Consider the following 14,615-nt stretch of genomic DNA (forward strand, 5'->3'; position numbering starts at 1 on the left):
GAGAAGGGCTGTCGTTTTTGTTTCAGGCTGACGCTTTATCTGCTTCTTCTTGTGCTTTCAATTCTTCACCATACGAAACGCGGTCTTGAATGCGAACGAATGGAAGGTAAACCGCAACGGCCATAGCAATCGTTGCAATCTGTAAGAGCGCAGCACGCCATCCACCAATCAAGAATCCAGAGATGACTGGAGGTGTCGTCCATGGTACTTGAAGCGCGTTGAACGGCTCGACCCAACCCCACAGGATGGCGAAGTAAACCATGAATGAAGCGATGGCTGGCACGACAACGAATGGAACGAACATGATCGGGTTGAAGACGATTGGCATCCCGAAGATGACCGGCTCATTGATGTTGAAGATACTTGGCGCAAGTGATAACTTACCAAGCTGCTTCAAGTGTGCCGAACGTGCGACAATCAGTGTCGCGATGATGAAACCGATTGTGATCCCTGATCCACCGAGTTTCGTGAACACATCGAGGAACTGGATTGTAACGATTTTTGCGTTCTCACCAGCGACAAGCGTACCACCAGCATCGATAATCGCTTGGTTTTGAAGCGCGTTCGCTGTGAGAAGTGGTCCCATGATTCCCATAAGGATTGCGGCACCGTGAATTCCACACCACCACATGACCGACATGAGCACCATGATGATAACGGCTCCAGCGAGTGTGTCTGTCAAGTTTTGAAGTGGTGCTTGAAGGACATCATAAATGACTTCTGTGAACGTACGCTCTGCCACCGCTTGGAAAATCGCAAACGTTGCAACGGCGAGCGAGATGATTGCCAAACCAGGAACAAGTGCAGAGAATGAGTTCGATACGCCTGGCGGTACACCGTCTGGCATTTTAATGCTGATCCCACGTTTGATGAACTGCGAGTAGATGAATCCAACTGTCAATCCGACGATGATGGCAGCGAGGACACCTTGTCCACCTGTCCATACTTTTGGAATGACGCCACCGACGAATTCCCCAGATTCAGACAAGACAGAAGCTTGTGTGATGATGAGGAACGAGATGATTCCGAGAATACCAGCAGGTACCCCTTCGATCTTTTCGTTCTTGACGTACGAGTAAGCGATTCCAAAAACACCGATTAAAGCAAGGATGTCAAACGTCGCACCGACGACTTGCGTGAGCGGGAGTGACCAATCTGCCCCGAATAGACCTGACATGAAGTCAGCCCAACCTGGAATCGGTAACGCCAGGATGAGAAGGAACAGCGACCCGATGATGGTCATCGGCATCGTGAGGATGAACCCGTCCTTAATCGCAAGGACGGGCTTGGCGTTCGCGAAGCGAACAAAAGCAGGGGTGAACTTTTCAAATACTCTTTCTAAGCGGCTCATAGGGGAACCTCCTTATAGGTCTTCAGCGCGCGTGGCGATGATCTCTTTATACCAGTGGAACGACTGTTTCTTCTTCCGTGCGAGCCCATTGTTATGGTCGACGTAGATGAAGCCGTATTGTTTCTTATAACCGTTCAACCAGCTGAGAAGGTCAATTGCAGACCAAGCGTAGTAACCGGCAACGTTGATGCCTTGTTGAACAGCATGTTTGACTGCACGAAGGTGACCTTCGATGTACTCGATTCGTGGCGTGTCCATGATTTCACCGTCGACGATCGGGTCGACATCACCGAGACCGTTCTCTGTGATATAGATTTTGACGTCGCCGTAACGATCTTTTAACATGTGCATCCCATCGAGGAACGCTTCCGGTGAGATTTCCCAATCCCATTTCGTGTACACTTTGTCGTCCATCTTGACTGTCTTATAGACGCCATCGAACGATGGGTTACCAGGGCGACCTGTCGAGTTCTCACGTCCACCAGCCATGACGAGCGCTGAGTCATTTTTCATGACGCGCTGCGGGCTGTAGTAGTTGAGACCGATAAAGTCGTTCATCGGAGCGGTACGTTTCAAGACGTCGAGTTCTTCCTCTGTCATTTCAGGGAGAAGACCTTGTTCGTTCAGACCGTTCACGACGTACTCTGGATATTCACCTTTTAAGATCGGGTCGTAGAACCAATGTGTCGCATAAGCGTTCGCATGCATTTCGGCAAACTTGTTCTCTTCTGCGTCATCGATACTGAACGCCGGGTTGAACACGTGCGTGATCCCGATTTCGCCAGTGTGACCGTTTTGTTTGAAGAGCTCGACGGCACGGGCGTGAGCGACGAAGACGTTGTGCGTCGTTTGGAAATAACCTTTGACATCGCCTTCGATGCCTGGCGGGTGTGCGCCTGTTAAGTATCCAAGTGAGCAGAAGATGACCGCTTCGTTGAATGTGATCCAGTGGTTGACACGGTCACCGAACGATTGGAAGCAAGTATCTGCGAAACGGACGAATGCGTCAACCGTCTCTTTGTTCTTCCAGCCGCCTTTTTCTTCAAGTACTTGTGGAAGGTCCCAATGGTAGAGTGTGACGAATGGGACGATGTCGTGTTTCAAACATTCGTCGATCAAATTGTTGTAGAACTCAAGTCCTTTTTCGTTCACTTCACCCGTACCGTTTGGGAAGATGCGTGGCCATGAAATCGAGAAGCGATACGATTCGAGTCCCATCTCCGCCATGAGCGCGATGTCTTCTTTATAACGGTGGTAATGGTCGACTGCGACGTCGCCGTTTGTGTTTTCAAATGTCTTACCAGGAATTTTCGAGAAGACGTCCCAGTTCGAGAGACCTTTCCCGTCCTCGTTCCATGCGCCTTCGACCTGATAAGAGGCCGAAGCAGCGCCGAACAAGAAATCTTTAGGCATTTTCAAAGTCATCACCTCAGTTTATTTATTTACAAGTTTTAATGAGTGGTCTAATACTTTCGCACCGTTCATCATGCCGTAGTCGACTGTGTTGATGACATCGATTGGAACACCTTTTGGTTCGCAGATTTGCTTCCCTTTTGAAAGAAGGTACTTCACTTGTGGTCCGAGAAGTGCAACGTCGATGTTGTTAACGTATGTCTCCATTTCTGATTCTGGGTATGCTGCGATCTCAGCTTCGATGCCGCGCTCAGAGGCAACCGCTTTCATTTTTTCTACTAACATACTTGTTGACATACCTGCCGCACAGAAGAGTCCGATTTTAATCATTTTTGATCCATTCCTTTCAATTCGTTGATTTCGTTTTGCATGTTCATCATATATCCAAGCATTTCTTTAACGAGAATTGTGTTCATCAAGTGATCTTGCGCGTGCACCATGAGGACACCGACTGTTGCCGATTTACCTTGTGCTTCGAGCGTGACGAATTTCGTTTGAATCGCATGTGCTTCTTTTAATGTTGCGTCACCAGCAACGACTGCTGCCTCGGCTTCTTCTTTTTTTCCTTCTTGCATGAGGAGCATCGCTTGATGGTAGCTCGCTTTGGCGTCACCCGAGAGGGCGATGAGACCGAAAATATCTTCCGGTGAAATTTCGATTGTTTCAGAAACCATAGTATCTCTCCTTTTTGTATGGATAACTAAAATTCATAGGTACAAATATTTTCTACACGTTGATAGTAGCACGAAAGCGTTTTCGTGTAAACCCTTTCTTTTCGAAAAATTGCATAAAAAATGCGCACGAGAAAAGCATCTCTCGGGCGCGTTTAGGACTTGATGTTCGAGACTTTGAGCATTTTGACATGTTTAAAATGATGGATGGAACGAGAGACGTCGAAGATTTGACCATTTGTTAAATAGACGGTGTTGTCGACAATCAAGGCTGGGTCATTCTCGTTCAAGTCGAGCAGATCGGCGGACTCAGAATCTAAAAAGTCTGCGTAAATGACTCGGTCGGCGAATCCGATGGCGAGCTTTTGGTCACTTCGTAAATACGTATAAATCGACTTTTGGACGATGTTCTCGTCTAAGTAGATGACGAGCTCTTTTCGGAAGTATGAATCTTCCACCGAGAACGGATGGTCATCGACGAGACGTAGACGCTTCACGAAGTAGACGGGTGTCCCAATCGGGCACTTCATACGTTCTGCGACTTCATCGTTTGCGACAGTCTGTTCGAAATGTAAGACGCGTGTCTCGACTTTCCGACCACTGAAGTCACTTGTGAGACCTTGAAGTTTTTCAAGGTTGATGTAATCGCTATTGTAATGGTCGCGGACGAAAACGCCGCTCCCTTGGACTTGATAAACGTATCCTTTGTTGACGAGGATCTCGATTGCTTTTCGGACCGTATTGCGACTGACACCATATTTATTGGCGTACTCATCTTCGGTCAATAATTTATTCGTATGTTGGTAGACGTGATTGACAATGTCTGATTCAATCTGGCTTGCAACTTGCTTGTACTTCGGAGACATACAGTTCTACACCTTTCAAAAAAATTTGTGGGAATGAATTTGCTAACAGTATAGCAGATAACCTTTGTAAGCGGATACGTTTCATTCCTCAATTGTTGAAAAAAGTCGAACGATTCATTGCGGGAATATTCGGAAAATGTGAAACAATATAAAAGGAGATTGCGTATAAGAAAGATAGATCCTGTAAAGAAAGGGTGTTTGTTAAGTGAACAATCAAAATCGATTTGTACAAGGAGATACATGGTGGAAGTCACCACTTCGAATAAAATATACCTCGTTTGCTTTCATATTCATGGCGCTTGCAGTGTCATACTTCGAAGGTAATGTATGGCTGACAGTTCCACTCATTGTTGTCGGAATCGCGATGATTGGGATAGATGTTAGCAAGTATCAGAAACATCGTACGCATGAAAGCGAAAAAATTAAAGTGAAGTCTCTAAAATGGGAACTCATATACGATTTAGTGGATTCAGCAATCCTCATTGTGATCACGGTGGCGCTTCTCTTTATGCAAGTTGACACATTGACAATTTTTGTTGTTCTCACCTTGTGGATGGTGTTCGGTCAGACTTTCCAAAAACAATTCGGAGAACGCATGCCTTTGGTGGATCAATCCGAGAAACAACGGTTGAAGAGATGAATGAACGCATAACGCAAGAGAAGGCATGGAAACGTTTATTCGACCAATGGATCTTCGGCATATTTGGAACATTGGTGGTACTCATGTTTCCCATCAGTTTATGGACGGATGACCTTACGTGGGGCGTGCTCTATATCGCCTGTACACTCATTCCGTTGAACATCTTATATGTGAAGCGTTATCGGATGCGCCTGTCATTTCAACCAGAATTGAAAGGGTTATATCGTCGTCAACTTGCTCGGGACGGGATCAACAGTGTTGCCTTCTTTCTCGCATTGAATCATCAATTATTGTTCACATCAAACGTGGCGTATGTATGCGTCACGGTGTTCATCGCAGGCGCGATGTTATGGACATGGAACGTGGAGACGCAGACAAAACGACAAGATGTAGAGTGTATCAACTTTAACAAGGAGGCGATATAAGTGGAGCAAGACGTAAAGTGGATGCAACGGATGCGAGGTTATGCCGTACCCGTCATGATTCTATATGTCACAGCCGTCATTGTCGCCCTCTTGTTAGAGAAAATGTGGTTGATTCCCATTATGGGGTCGGTCTCCGTGATTATCGTCGTGATGGGCTATCAAGAAATGCGCATCATGTGGCGAATGACCAAGCATCCAAAGGCACATCGAATTCTCATTATTCAATACGTATTCGAATGGGTGGATGCGATTTTATTGACGACACTCATGGTGACCCTGCTGACCGCAGAAGATTTTGGTCTCATGATTGGTCTCTTTTTCGGGATATGGGGAGTACTTAGTCCGCTTCGACAGAAGTGGTTCACAAATAAACTCCGACATATTGAACCAGGGCTTCCGACGTATGAAGAAGTGATTGAAGGGAGGGTCTCGCATGAATCGTCCATTTGAACTCACAGTAACGCATGCCAAACAGTTCGAGCGGTTCTTTGGTTGGCCCGTACTCGTCATTTTCTTGATTTCGTTCATCGTGATGTTGCGGACACAGGCGATGTGGGTCATCCCGGTCATGTTGGTCGTATCCATGGGTTTGGCTTATAAAGGATATATGGAATATCGAGTCATTCGCCATTTTGCCGAACATCAAGCGGTCGCTCGCGTGTTACGCTATCGACTCATTGATTGTTGGATTGATGCCGTTTCTTTATTTGCGCTCTTCATCCCGATGTATGTAAACGAAGATGCCTTCATCCTGATTGGCGGGATCGTCGCCCTTTGGGGGTTGACGAAATCGTATCGAGAGAAGAAGTGGAAAGAGCGAATTCTTGGACATCAGTCTAGGCTACCGACGTATGAAGAAGTGTTGGAAAGGAGAGAGGACGTATGGAACTATCACCAAAAGTAAAGTCGCAAATCGATACGATTTTAAAAGTAGACCGTTTGACTAAATGGGGTGTAGGCATCATCGGAATCGGGCTTGTCGTCAGTTTTTTGATTTACGCCTCGTATTGGACACTCTCTGACGGCGTTGTTACAGGAACATTATATGCCGTGCTCGCCGCAATCCTGACGGGTATTTTTATTCAATATCGGATGTGGCTGCGCTTTGTGACAAATCAAACGGCACGTAACCTCTTATCAATCAAAATAATGGCACACACGCTCGCTTTGACCGGTATCGGGATTTACGGCCTCTTTTACTTTACGAGTGAAACGACGGGCACACAATCGTTCCGCATGTTCCTCCTTTCCCAGCTGACGTTTTTCGGGATTGAATATTTGGCGAAACGGTTCGATCGCGTCATTCAGTCTTATGATGAGAACTATTTGACGGATCAAGATTTAAAAGAAATTCGTGAAGTTCGCGAATACGAAAAGGAGCAACGTCGTGAACAAACGTGATCAGATGAGAGAGTTGACGGCATTTGATGAAACGGGGAAATGGACTGTTAGTATGATGAGCGGGGCACTCGCACTTATGCTTTTCTTTGCTGTGGAAAAAGGGTGGATATCGTTAGTAGGCGTGTTGTTGATTTCAGAAATTGCTGCCTTACCTGCATGGAAGAAGACGTGGGATCGGGAGTCGATTAAAAAACGTTATTTGCTATCGAGAGAAGCGAAACGACTCGCGCATTGGAACTCGATCACCGGTTTAGTTACGTACCCATTTGTCATCGTCTTTCTATATTTCACAGTTACAGGGCAGATTTCGACACTTGCTTTCTTTATAACGATTGCAGTGCTCATACCGAGTTCTATAATGATGCATCGATTGTATGAACAACATATGGTCCGACTTGATGAGAACTATGTTACAGAACGTGAATTAAGAGAAGAACAAAAATGGGGGAGCGCGTGACGACTCTGTCGAAAAGGAAGTAGGAGTATAAAGTGAGGATTGCTAGTTATAATATCTGGAACCATGAGACGCTTTGGCAAGAGCGGATCGAAGCGATTTCCCAAGAAATAAAACGCATCGACGCGGACATGGTTGCTCTGCAAGAAGTCCGTTCTTATGAGCAGGGCAGTGTGGCGCATGACATTGCGGAAGCGACAGGCTATCCGTTCTGCGTATTTCATCCTTATCCTGACTCACCGGACGAAGGACTCGCTTTTTTGAGCAAGGTTCCTTTTGGTTCAGTTGAAGCGATTTGGGAAAGTGACGTGGAAGAGTCTAACTTTTGTGCGATACGAGGTACGCTTGAGTGGGGCGGTCACGAATGGGGCATCACGAACGTGCATCTGAATTGGCGGTCCGTTTCGATTCGAGAACATCAGATGGCGGCGGTTCAAGAATGGTTAAGTCAAGGATGCCAGAAGTCGGTCGAAGTGTTGTGTGGAGATTTCAATGATCATCCTCAATCCACTATCTATCATGACATATCGGATGCGGGGTGGTCGGACGTGACAACGTTTGTTGGCGAAGAGGCACGCCCGACGTTAGACGTAAAGCACAATCCATATTTGCGTTCTTCCCATCTCGAGCAGCCTGAACGATATGATTGGATTCTGGTACGTTCGGAATATAGTGGACTCGAGGTTCAGCATATCGATGTATTCGGCGACATGCGGACGAGTAGGGATGTTGTACCGAGTGATCACTACGGTGTGATAGTTGACTTCACCCTGAATTAAAAAGGAGGATGTGCGATTGCGCATCCTCCTTTTACTTGAACAACCGAGCGATGAACCCCACACATGCCGCAAAGGGAAGAAGGAGAAGAAGTCCGAGCCATTGATCTCGCCAGACGACAAACCAAAAAGCGGCTTGCAGACAAAGGATGCCAACTGCGGCAAAGATCACGAATAAGAATGCTTTCTTACGGGTGGAGCGGTCGTCCCACCATTCTTTAAAGTAAGGAAAACTGCAGAAGAATGCCATGGCCATAAAGAAAATCGCAGGAAACAACATGACATCCCCTAACGTGCTATTCCCTTCAAATTCTAGCCACCTGGATAAGACAGATAACAGTATGCCGATCAACAGGAAGATGCCGCCCATGTGTTTCCCCTCATTTCTTTATTCGTTACTTGTATCATGCCCGTTCTCTCCCTAGTCGAAAACCTGAAGGAGTGATGGCTTTTTAGTGAAAGTGGTGACTTTTACATGAACGGTAAAAAAGTATTCGGCGACAACTTTTCAGATTGCTCTATCCAATTCTTTTTGTACTCGATAGCATGAAGGCGTATCTGGAGAAACGGCTGGATATGAAATAGAAGCGCCAGAACTCTATGGAGTTGACGAGGACGAAGGTGATCGAGGAATTCGGCGGATGCCTTCCAGTCGCGTGTCACGACTGAGAGGGTCTTGCTAAAGCGTTCGGGTGACCGGACGGACAAAGCGAGACTTGATGACATTACTCTAAAAAGCCCGTTTCCTTTTTCGAGAAATCGAAGCATAGAGGAGATTTGTTTATGTGTGGAATCGTAGGAATGATCGGACAAGTTGGAACGAAAGAGATTTTATTAAAAGGGCTTGAAAAGCTCGAGTATCGCGGCTACGACTCGGCAGGGATTGCCTTGGTCGGTGAGGACGTTCTTACATTCAAAGAAGTGGGACGAATCCAAGCACTCCGTGACATCGTACCGGCTGACGCTGAAGGAACCATCGGAATCGGTCACACGCGTTGGGCGACACACGGGGTACCGAGCGTACCGAACGCCCACCCGCACCAAAGTACGACAGGACGCTTCACGCTCGTGCATAACGGCGTAATCGAGAACGACGAACAATTGAAAGTGACACTCGACGCTCCGTTCCTTTCAGAGACGGACACGGAAGTCATCGTCTTGCTCATGGAGAAGCACTTCGTCGAGCTCGGCGATGTCGAAGCGGCGTTCCGCAAGACGCTCTCGGACCTCCACGGTTCATACGCGATCGCGATGATCGACTCAGAGGACAAAGAGCGCCTCTATATCGGCAAGAACAAGTCACCGCTCCTCGTCGGACTCGGTGACGGCACGTTCAACGTCGTCGCATCGGACGCGATGGCGATGCTCCAGGTGACGGACCAGTACCTCGAGCTCCACGACGGCGAGATCGTCATCCTCACGCGTGAGTCGGCGACAATCAAGACGCTCGACGGCGAAGTGCTCGAGCGTGCACCGTACACGGCCGAGATCGATGCGTCAGACATCGAGAAGGGCACGTACGCGCACTACATGTTGAAGGAGATGGACGAACAGCCGGCCGTCATCCGCAACATCATCCAGCACTACCAGAACGAGAACGGCGACATCGAACTCACGGACGGCGTGCGTGAGCTCGTCTCGGAAGCGGACCGTGTCTATATCGTCGCGTGTGGGACGAGCTATAACGCCGGACTCGTCGGGAAAGACATTTTAGAACGCATCGCCGGCATTCCGACAGAAGTGCACGTTTCATCTGAATTTGGCTATAACATGCCGCTCTTAAGTGAACGTCCGTTGTTCGTCTTCTTATCCCAATCTGGTGAGACAGCGGACAGCCGTGCCGTCCTCGTCGAAGTGAAGAAACGCGGATATAAGGCACTTACGATGACGAACGTTCCGGGATCGACACTGTCACGTGAAGCGAACGAGACGATGCTCCTCCACGCAGGACCGGAGATCGCCGTCGCGTCGACGAAAGCGTACACGGCACAGATCGCCGTCCTCGCGATTCTCGCATACGACATCGCCCGTGCGACGGAAAAAGAGTTGCCGTTCAATCTCATGCCGGAACTCGCTCGTGTTGCGACAACGATGGACTCGATTATGGCGCAGAAAGAGTTGTTCGAGGATCTCGCGGAACGTTATTTGAAGACGACACCAAATACGTTCTTCATCGGCCGTGGGCTCGACGCGTCGGTCTGTCTCGAAGGGGCGCTCAAGGTAAAAGAGATTTCGTATATCCAAGCGGAAGGGTACCCAGGTGGGGAACTGAAGCACGGATCAATCGCGTTGATTGAAGATGGCACACCGGTCATCGCGCTCATCTCGCAACCGAAGACGAACTTGAACATCCGCGGGAACGTCAAAGAGGTCGTCGCCCGTGGCGCGAACGCTTGTATCATTTCCATGCAAGGCGTCGAACATGAGAATGATGACTTCATCTTGCCGCACGTCGAGCCACTCTTGGCACCGCTCATCAACGTCTTACCGGTGCAACTCATGGCATATTATGCGGCACTCGCTCGTGGATGTGACGTAGACAAACCACGTAACTTGGCGAAATCGGTGACGGTCGAATAAACTGAACATAAAATAGGGCACCTTTCTTCGGGAGAGGTGCTTTTTACTACTTGCCGATATATTTGCCAACAAGCAAAATAGTAGGAGAAGTAAGCGGTTCCAAATTATGATTAGATAAAGATAAGCGACGAAAGAAGGGCTGACATGAACGTATATATTGCTTGCCATAGCGGATTTGTGACGAGTGCGATGGCGGCGAAGTTGTTCGCACAGGCAAGTGAGGGGCGCTTGTCTTGTACGATTACGCACGGAACGATTCAAAACATCCCGAATGAGGTGGATTTGATTCTCTATCAGGAAGGGGCGACTCCCGTTACCCATCCGACCGCACGTGTCCGGTCAGTCCGACAACTCCTGTCGCTCGAGGAATACCGACTACTTGTCGAAGAATGGATGGATGAGCATGAGACATGAGTGGACCGCGAGAGAACGGTCGATTTTACTACACTTATTGGCAACTGAGACATCGACACCGCTCGCCGAAATCGCGCAGGCGGTGAATTTGTCTGAGCGTACGATTCAACGGGAACGACAATTGCTTGAGGGCATCTTAAAAGAGTTCGAGCTCGAGCTCGCCTGGCAACGGGGGCATGGACTAAGTCTTGTCGGCAAACCGTCTGCGAAGCAACAGTTACGGGAAGACCTCATCTTATCTGCAGAAGCGATCCCGACGAGCGAGGACCGCTTATTTGAGCTGGCGTGGCGCCTTTTGTTCGAGAGCGATACACTCAAATTGCAAGCCGTAGCCAAACAGATGCACGTCTCTCCGAGTACGTTGACGCAAGATTTGGAGAAGTTGGATCGATGGTTCGAAGAGTATCATTTAAAAGTCGAACGGAAAAAAGGTGTCGGTGCCAGAGTGCTCGGCTATGAGTCGGATAAACGAAAATTACTGATCAACGCGCTACTTGCCCACTGGGATACACTTGCCTTTTACCGCTTCGTCCGTGGGGAAGATGACTACATTCCGGCCTTTTTGAAGACCGTACCATGCGAAGAGATGCTGGAAGGTCTTCGGGACGGTTACGATTATTTGAAGTCACGTTCGTTTGAACGGATGGATGACCGCACCATCATGCGGGTCACGTTCGCCTACGGAGTGCAACAAGCACGGCTAGCGTCCGGATTCTTTTTAGAGATGTATACGAAAGGCCGGTCTGAGGACTATTTGAAAGTCGCGACCGACATGGAGGAAGCACTTGGCATCACCTACTCGATGGCGGAACGCGTCTGGTTTGCCGAGGAAGCGAATCGACTTCGCTCGATTAAAGATCAAATGAAAGAAGATGAAGAAGAGCGGTGGATCATGCAGATTCGGGTGCATAAACTGATTCATCACGTCTCGCTTATTTACGGGTTTACCTTTACGGATGACGCGGCACTCGAACGTGGACTGCTCGCGCACATCTTGTCGAGTATGAACACGCAGGCTTTGCCTGAAACGAGTACGGTGAAACCTCATATCGACCGCGACTATCCGGGACTTCGTTCGGCCATTCAACAGGCTGCCGACATCGTCTTTGGGACAAATACCTTCTCCGAGGAAGAGACGGTATTTTGGGCGATGCACTTCGCGGCAGCACTCGTCAAACCGGTGCGGCGTCGTGAGTATCGTGCACTCGTCGTCTGTTCGGCCGGACTCGGTTCGTCGAAAATGCTCGTCAATCGGGTACGTCAAGAGTTCCCGGAGATGCAAGACGTCGTCAACTCGTCTTTATTCGGATTAGAGCAGCACCGACTTGAGGAATATGATGTCATCTTGTCGACGGTGCCATTACCACCACTCTCGGTACCGACATTGATCGTCAATCCGTTGTTGACGAGTGAGGAAGTGCAACGGGTTCGTCATCTCTTGTTGTCGTTACCGCAATCATTCCAAACGGTTACTTCAAAGCCGAGATCGACGATGCTTGATTTTGCCGAACTTGGTGAACTCGTAGAGACGTTCGAGCGGATGGATGATCAGTTTGATTTGGTCACACTCAACAATACGGACCGTTTAGAAGATATCTTGGTCGACATCGGAACACATCTTGAGGAACGAGACCTCGTGCAAAGCGGAATTCAGTTATCTGCGCAATTGCTCCGGCGTCACGAAGTTGCGGGTCTTGGTGTCCCAGGTACAAAACTGGCACTCTTCCATGGACGACATACTTCGATTGAGAAAGCGAGTGTATTTGCATTCGATTTAACAACATCGATCCCGCTCCTCATGATGGATCAATCGACTGAACCCGTGACGCGACTTCTCGTGCTCTTGGCACCAGAAGAGGCGCGCGATGTCGAACTTCAATTTTTAAGTGCGATCAGCGGTTCGCTCATTGAGAGTGAGGAACATATGCGTTTATACAGCACGGGGGCGAAAGAGGACCTTCGTTTATTGTTGCACGAATGTATGAAGAAAATGATTCATGAGACGTTGTACGAAAAATGACCGAACCATGGTCATTTTTTTGTTTGGCACAAAATGTTGCCAAAGTGTGAACTGGATTGAATTGAGAAAGCGCTTACTCCAGGCATACAATACAGGTGTAGAGCACAAACCGGTTAGCTACACTACACATTCAACCTTTCACATTTAAACGACTGGAGGTTTTATACATGGCGAATACGCAAGCGAGCTCGGGCGGGGTCCGAGTCAAAGTTCAACGATTCGGTAGTTTCCTCAGTGGGATGGTCATGCCGAACATTGGTGCCTTCATTGCCTGGGGGATTATCACAGCACTCTTCATTCCGACAGGATGGTGGCCAAACGAAAACTTAGCAGAACTCGTTGGACCAACAATCACCTATCTCTTACCATTACTCATCGGTTTCACAGGTGGTAAATTACTTCACGACGTACGAGGCGGTGTCGTCGGGGCACTCGCCACGATGGGGGTCATCGTCGGGACAGACATTCCGATGTTCCTCGGAGCGATGATCATGGGTCCACTCGGTGGGTATATCATCCGCCAAGTCGACCGTGCCCTTGAAGGCAAAGTCAAAGCAGGATTCGAAATGCTCGTCAACAACTTCTCGGTCGGGATCATTGGTGGACTTCTCATGCTTGGAGGATTCGAAATCTTCGGTCCAATCATGAGTGCCCTCGATAAAGTGATGGCGGCAGGTGTTGACTGGATTGTCGGTGCGAAATTACTTCCAGTGGCGAGCTTGTTCATTGAACCAGCAAAAGTTCTCTTCTTGAACAATGCCATTAACCACGGGATCTTAAGTCCACTCGGTGTCGATCAAGTGGCAGAGGCTGGTAAGTCCGTTCTCTTCTTACTTGAAGCGAACCCAGGGCCAGGTCTTGGATTACTTCTCGCATACATGTTCTTCGCCAAAGGTGCAGCGAAACGTACAGCACCTGGTGCGGCGATCATTCACTTCCTCGGTGGGATTCATGAGATTTACTTCCCATACGTGTTGATGAAGCCAATTTTGATCCTTGCGATGATCGCAGGGGGCGCAACAGGGATTTTCACATTCGTTCTCTTTGATGTCGGTCTCGTCGCACCGGCTTCACCAGGTAGTATCTTCGCCATTCTCGCGATGGCATCACGCGGTTCATACCTCGGACTCGTGGCAGGGATTCTCTTATCGGCAGCGGTCACATTTGCTGTGGCGAGTGTCATCTTGAAATCGAGCGCAGCAGAGGAAGTATCACTCGAAGAAGCGACACAAAACGTGAGCGCGATGAAAGGCAAACAGTCTTACGCATCTGCTCTCGTGACAGATCGCCTTGATAAAGTCGATCACATCATTTTCGCATGTGATGCAGGAATGGGATCAAGTGCGATGGGGGCCTCGGTTCTCCGGAACAAGGTCAATAAAGCCAACTTACCAATCAAAGTGACGAACACGTCGATCAGCAACTTGCCGAAAGATGCGCAGTTTGTCATCACGCATGAAGACTTAACAGAGCGCGCAGAAGCGCAAGCACCGAATGCGATTCATCGCTCGGTCACAAACTTCTTGAACGCCGATTACTATGATCAATTGGTAGAAGAGATTAAAGCGGAACGCAGCAAAATTTCTTGAACACAGCACAGATAG

Annotated in this window: 17 protein-coding genes; 11 read left to right on the forward strand and 6 right to left on the reverse strand. The window is 48.5% G+C overall.

All coding sequences use genetic code 11. The features are described 5' to 3' along the window. Positions 1–22 precede the first annotated feature (22 nt). The 5 genes from KNP04_RS13730 to KNP04_RS13750 form a co-directional block, all read right to left on the reverse strand. Positions 23–1,351, reverse strand: coding sequence for a PTS sugar transporter subunit IIC (locus KNP04_RS13730; protein WP_214696903.1), 1,329 nt, complete (start codon positions 1,349–1,351; stop codon positions 23–25). Between the two features lie 12 nt (positions 1,352–1,363). Beyond that, on the reverse strand, positions 1,364–2,770 hold the full coding sequence (locus KNP04_RS13735; RefSeq protein WP_214876889.1) for a GH1 family beta-glucosidase: 1,407 nt from the start codon (positions 2,768–2,770) through the stop codon (positions 1,364–1,366). 15 nt (positions 2,771–2,785) lie between these two features. Continuing rightward, positions 2,786–3,094 carry a PTS sugar transporter subunit IIB gene (locus tag KNP04_RS13740; protein ID WP_224863627.1) on the reverse strand — a complete coding sequence of 103 codons (309 nt, stop codon included), beginning with the start codon at positions 3,092–3,094 and terminating at the stop codon, positions 2,786–2,788. Next, positions 3,091–3,438, reverse strand: coding sequence for a PTS lactose/cellobiose transporter subunit IIA (locus KNP04_RS13745; protein WP_214696899.1), 348 nt, complete (start codon positions 3,436–3,438; stop codon positions 3,091–3,093). The genes KNP04_RS13740 and KNP04_RS13745 overlap by 4 nt, the downstream gene beginning before the upstream one ends. A gap of 152 nt (positions 3,439–3,590) precedes the next feature. Beyond that, the gene (locus KNP04_RS13750; protein WP_214696897.1) at positions 3,591–4,301 is read right to left on the reverse strand and encodes a GntR family transcriptional regulator; all 711 of its coding nucleotides are present in this window, start codon (positions 4,299–4,301) and stop codon (positions 3,591–3,593) included. A 205-nt stretch (positions 4,302–4,506) separates the two neighbouring features. On the opposite strand from KNP04_RS13750, the gene KNP04_RS13755 reads away from it, so the two are divergent. From KNP04_RS13755 to KNP04_RS13785, 7 genes are read left to right on the forward strand one after another with little or no spacing between them, the layout of a single operon-like run. Beyond that, entirely contained in the window at positions 4,507–4,941 is a 435-nt protein-coding gene (locus KNP04_RS13755; RefSeq protein ID WP_214876842.1) for a hypothetical protein, read from the forward strand. Then, complete coding sequence (locus KNP04_RS13760) at positions 4,938–5,366, forward strand: hypothetical protein (protein ID WP_214876844.1); 429 nt, start codon at positions 4,938–4,940, stop codon at positions 5,364–5,366. The genes KNP04_RS13755 and KNP04_RS13760 overlap by 4 nt, the downstream gene beginning before the upstream one ends. Then, positions 5,367–5,816, forward strand: a complete 450-nt coding sequence (locus tag KNP04_RS13765; RefSeq protein ID WP_214876847.1) for a hypothetical protein — start codon at positions 5,367–5,369, stop codon at positions 5,814–5,816. It abuts the gene before it with no gap. Then, on the forward strand, positions 5,800–6,270 hold the full coding sequence (locus KNP04_RS13770) for a hypothetical protein (RefSeq protein WP_214748612.1): 471 nt from the start codon (positions 5,800–5,802) through the stop codon (positions 6,268–6,270). The genes KNP04_RS13765 and KNP04_RS13770 overlap by 17 nt, the downstream gene beginning before the upstream one ends. Beyond that, positions 6,249–6,767: a hypothetical protein gene (locus KNP04_RS13775; protein WP_214876848.1), complete on the forward strand. Its 519-nt coding sequence runs from the start codon at positions 6,249–6,251 to the stop codon at positions 6,765–6,767. The genes KNP04_RS13770 and KNP04_RS13775 overlap by 22 nt, the downstream gene beginning before the upstream one ends. Further along, entirely contained in the window at positions 6,754–7,224 is a 471-nt protein-coding gene (locus KNP04_RS13780; protein WP_214876850.1) for a hypothetical protein, read from the forward strand. Before KNP04_RS13775 ends, KNP04_RS13780 begins: the two co-directional genes overlap by 14 nt. 32 nt (positions 7,225–7,256) lie before the next feature. Continuing rightward, positions 7,257–8,000 (forward strand): endonuclease/exonuclease/phosphatase family protein, encoded by a 744-nt coding sequence (locus tag KNP04_RS13785; RefSeq protein WP_214876852.1) that lies wholly within the window; start codon positions 7,257–7,259, stop codon positions 7,998–8,000. Positions 8,001–8,031: 31 nt separating this feature from the next. Here KNP04_RS13785 and KNP04_RS13790 read toward each other — a convergent pair whose 3' ends face one another. Further along, positions 8,032–8,367 carry a hypothetical protein gene (locus tag KNP04_RS13790; protein WP_214696877.1) on the reverse strand — a complete coding sequence of 112 codons (336 nt, stop codon included), beginning with the start codon at positions 8,365–8,367 and terminating at the stop codon, positions 8,032–8,034. 413 nt (positions 8,368–8,780) lie between these two features. On the opposite strand from KNP04_RS13790, the gene glmS reads away from it, so the two are divergent. From glmS to KNP04_RS13810, 4 genes are all read left to right on the forward strand, one after another. Beyond that, positions 8,781–10,577 carry a glutamine--fructose-6-phosphate transaminase (isomerizing) gene (gene glmS / locus KNP04_RS13795; protein ID WP_214876855.1) on the forward strand — a complete coding sequence of 599 codons (1,797 nt, stop codon included), beginning with the start codon at positions 8,781–8,783 and terminating at the stop codon, positions 10,575–10,577. 144 nt (positions 10,578–10,721) lie between these two features. Beyond that, positions 10,722–10,991, forward strand: coding sequence for a PTS sugar transporter subunit IIB (locus KNP04_RS13800; protein ID WP_074034712.1), 270 nt, complete (start codon positions 10,722–10,724; stop codon positions 10,989–10,991). Further along, the gene (locus tag KNP04_RS13805) at positions 10,981–13,011 is read left to right on the forward strand and encodes a BglG family transcription antiterminator (protein WP_214876857.1); all 2,031 of its coding nucleotides are present in this window, start codon (positions 10,981–10,983) and stop codon (positions 13,009–13,011) included. The genes KNP04_RS13800 and KNP04_RS13805 overlap by 11 nt, the downstream gene beginning before the upstream one ends. 167 nt (positions 13,012–13,178) lie before the next feature. Continuing rightward, a complete protein-coding gene (locus tag KNP04_RS13810; protein WP_214814666.1) occupies positions 13,179–14,600 on the forward strand; it encodes a PTS mannitol transporter subunit IIBC in 1,422 nt (473 codons plus the stop codon). Positions 14,601–14,615 lie beyond the last annotated feature (15 nt).

Origin of the sequence: Exiguobacterium sp. CH10 (assembly GCF_018617635.1) — a bacterium.
GTDB classification, from domain to species: domain Bacteria; phylum Bacillota; class Bacilli; order Exiguobacteriales; family Exiguobacteriaceae; genus Exiguobacterium; species Exiguobacterium aestuarii_A.

What these genes read in the sequence shown, in the direction of transcription:
- KNP04_RS13750 (WP_214696897.1), bottom strand. Translation starts at nt 4,301, where the DNA reads ATGTCTCCGAAGTACAAGCAAGTTGCAAGCCAGATTGAATCAGACATT.
- KNP04_RS13770 (WP_214748612.1), top strand. Translation starts at nt 5,800, where the DNA reads ATGAATCGTCCATTTGAACTCACAGTAACGCATGCCAAACAGTTCGAG.
- KNP04_RS13730 (WP_214696903.1), bottom strand. Translation starts at nt 1,351, where the DNA reads ATGAGCCGCTTAGAAAGAGTATTTGAAAAGTTCACCCCTGCTTTTGTT.
- KNP04_RS13745 (WP_214696899.1), bottom strand. Translation starts at nt 3,438, where the DNA reads ATGGTTTCTGAAACAATCGAAATTTCACCGGAAGATATTTTCGGTCTC.
- KNP04_RS13740 (WP_224863627.1), bottom strand. Translation starts at nt 3,094, where the DNA reads ATGATTAAAATCGGACTCTTCTGTGCGGCAGGTATGTCAACAAGTATG.
- glmS (WP_214876855.1), top strand. Translation starts at nt 8,781, where the DNA reads ATGTGTGGAATCGTAGGAATGATCGGACAAGTTGGAACGAAAGAGATT.
- KNP04_RS13800 (WP_074034712.1), top strand. Translation starts at nt 10,722, where the DNA reads ATGAACGTATATATTGCTTGCCATAGCGGATTTGTGACGAGTGCGATG.
- KNP04_RS13760 (WP_214876844.1), top strand. Translation starts at nt 4,938, where the DNA reads ATGAATGAACGCATAACGCAAGAGAAGGCATGGAAACGTTTATTCGAC.
- KNP04_RS13775 (WP_214876848.1), top strand. Translation starts at nt 6,249, where the DNA reads ATGGAACTATCACCAAAAGTAAAGTCGCAAATCGATACGATTTTAAAA.
- KNP04_RS13810 (WP_214814666.1), top strand. Translation starts at nt 13,179, where the DNA reads ATGGCGAATACGCAAGCGAGCTCGGGCGGGGTCCGAGTCAAAGTTCAA.
- KNP04_RS13790 (WP_214696877.1), bottom strand. Translation starts at nt 8,367, where the DNA reads ATGGGCGGCATCTTCCTGTTGATCGGCATACTGTTATCTGTCTTATCC.
- KNP04_RS13805 (WP_214876857.1), top strand. Translation starts at nt 10,981, where the DNA reads ATGAGACATGAGTGGACCGCGAGAGAACGGTCGATTTTACTACACTTA.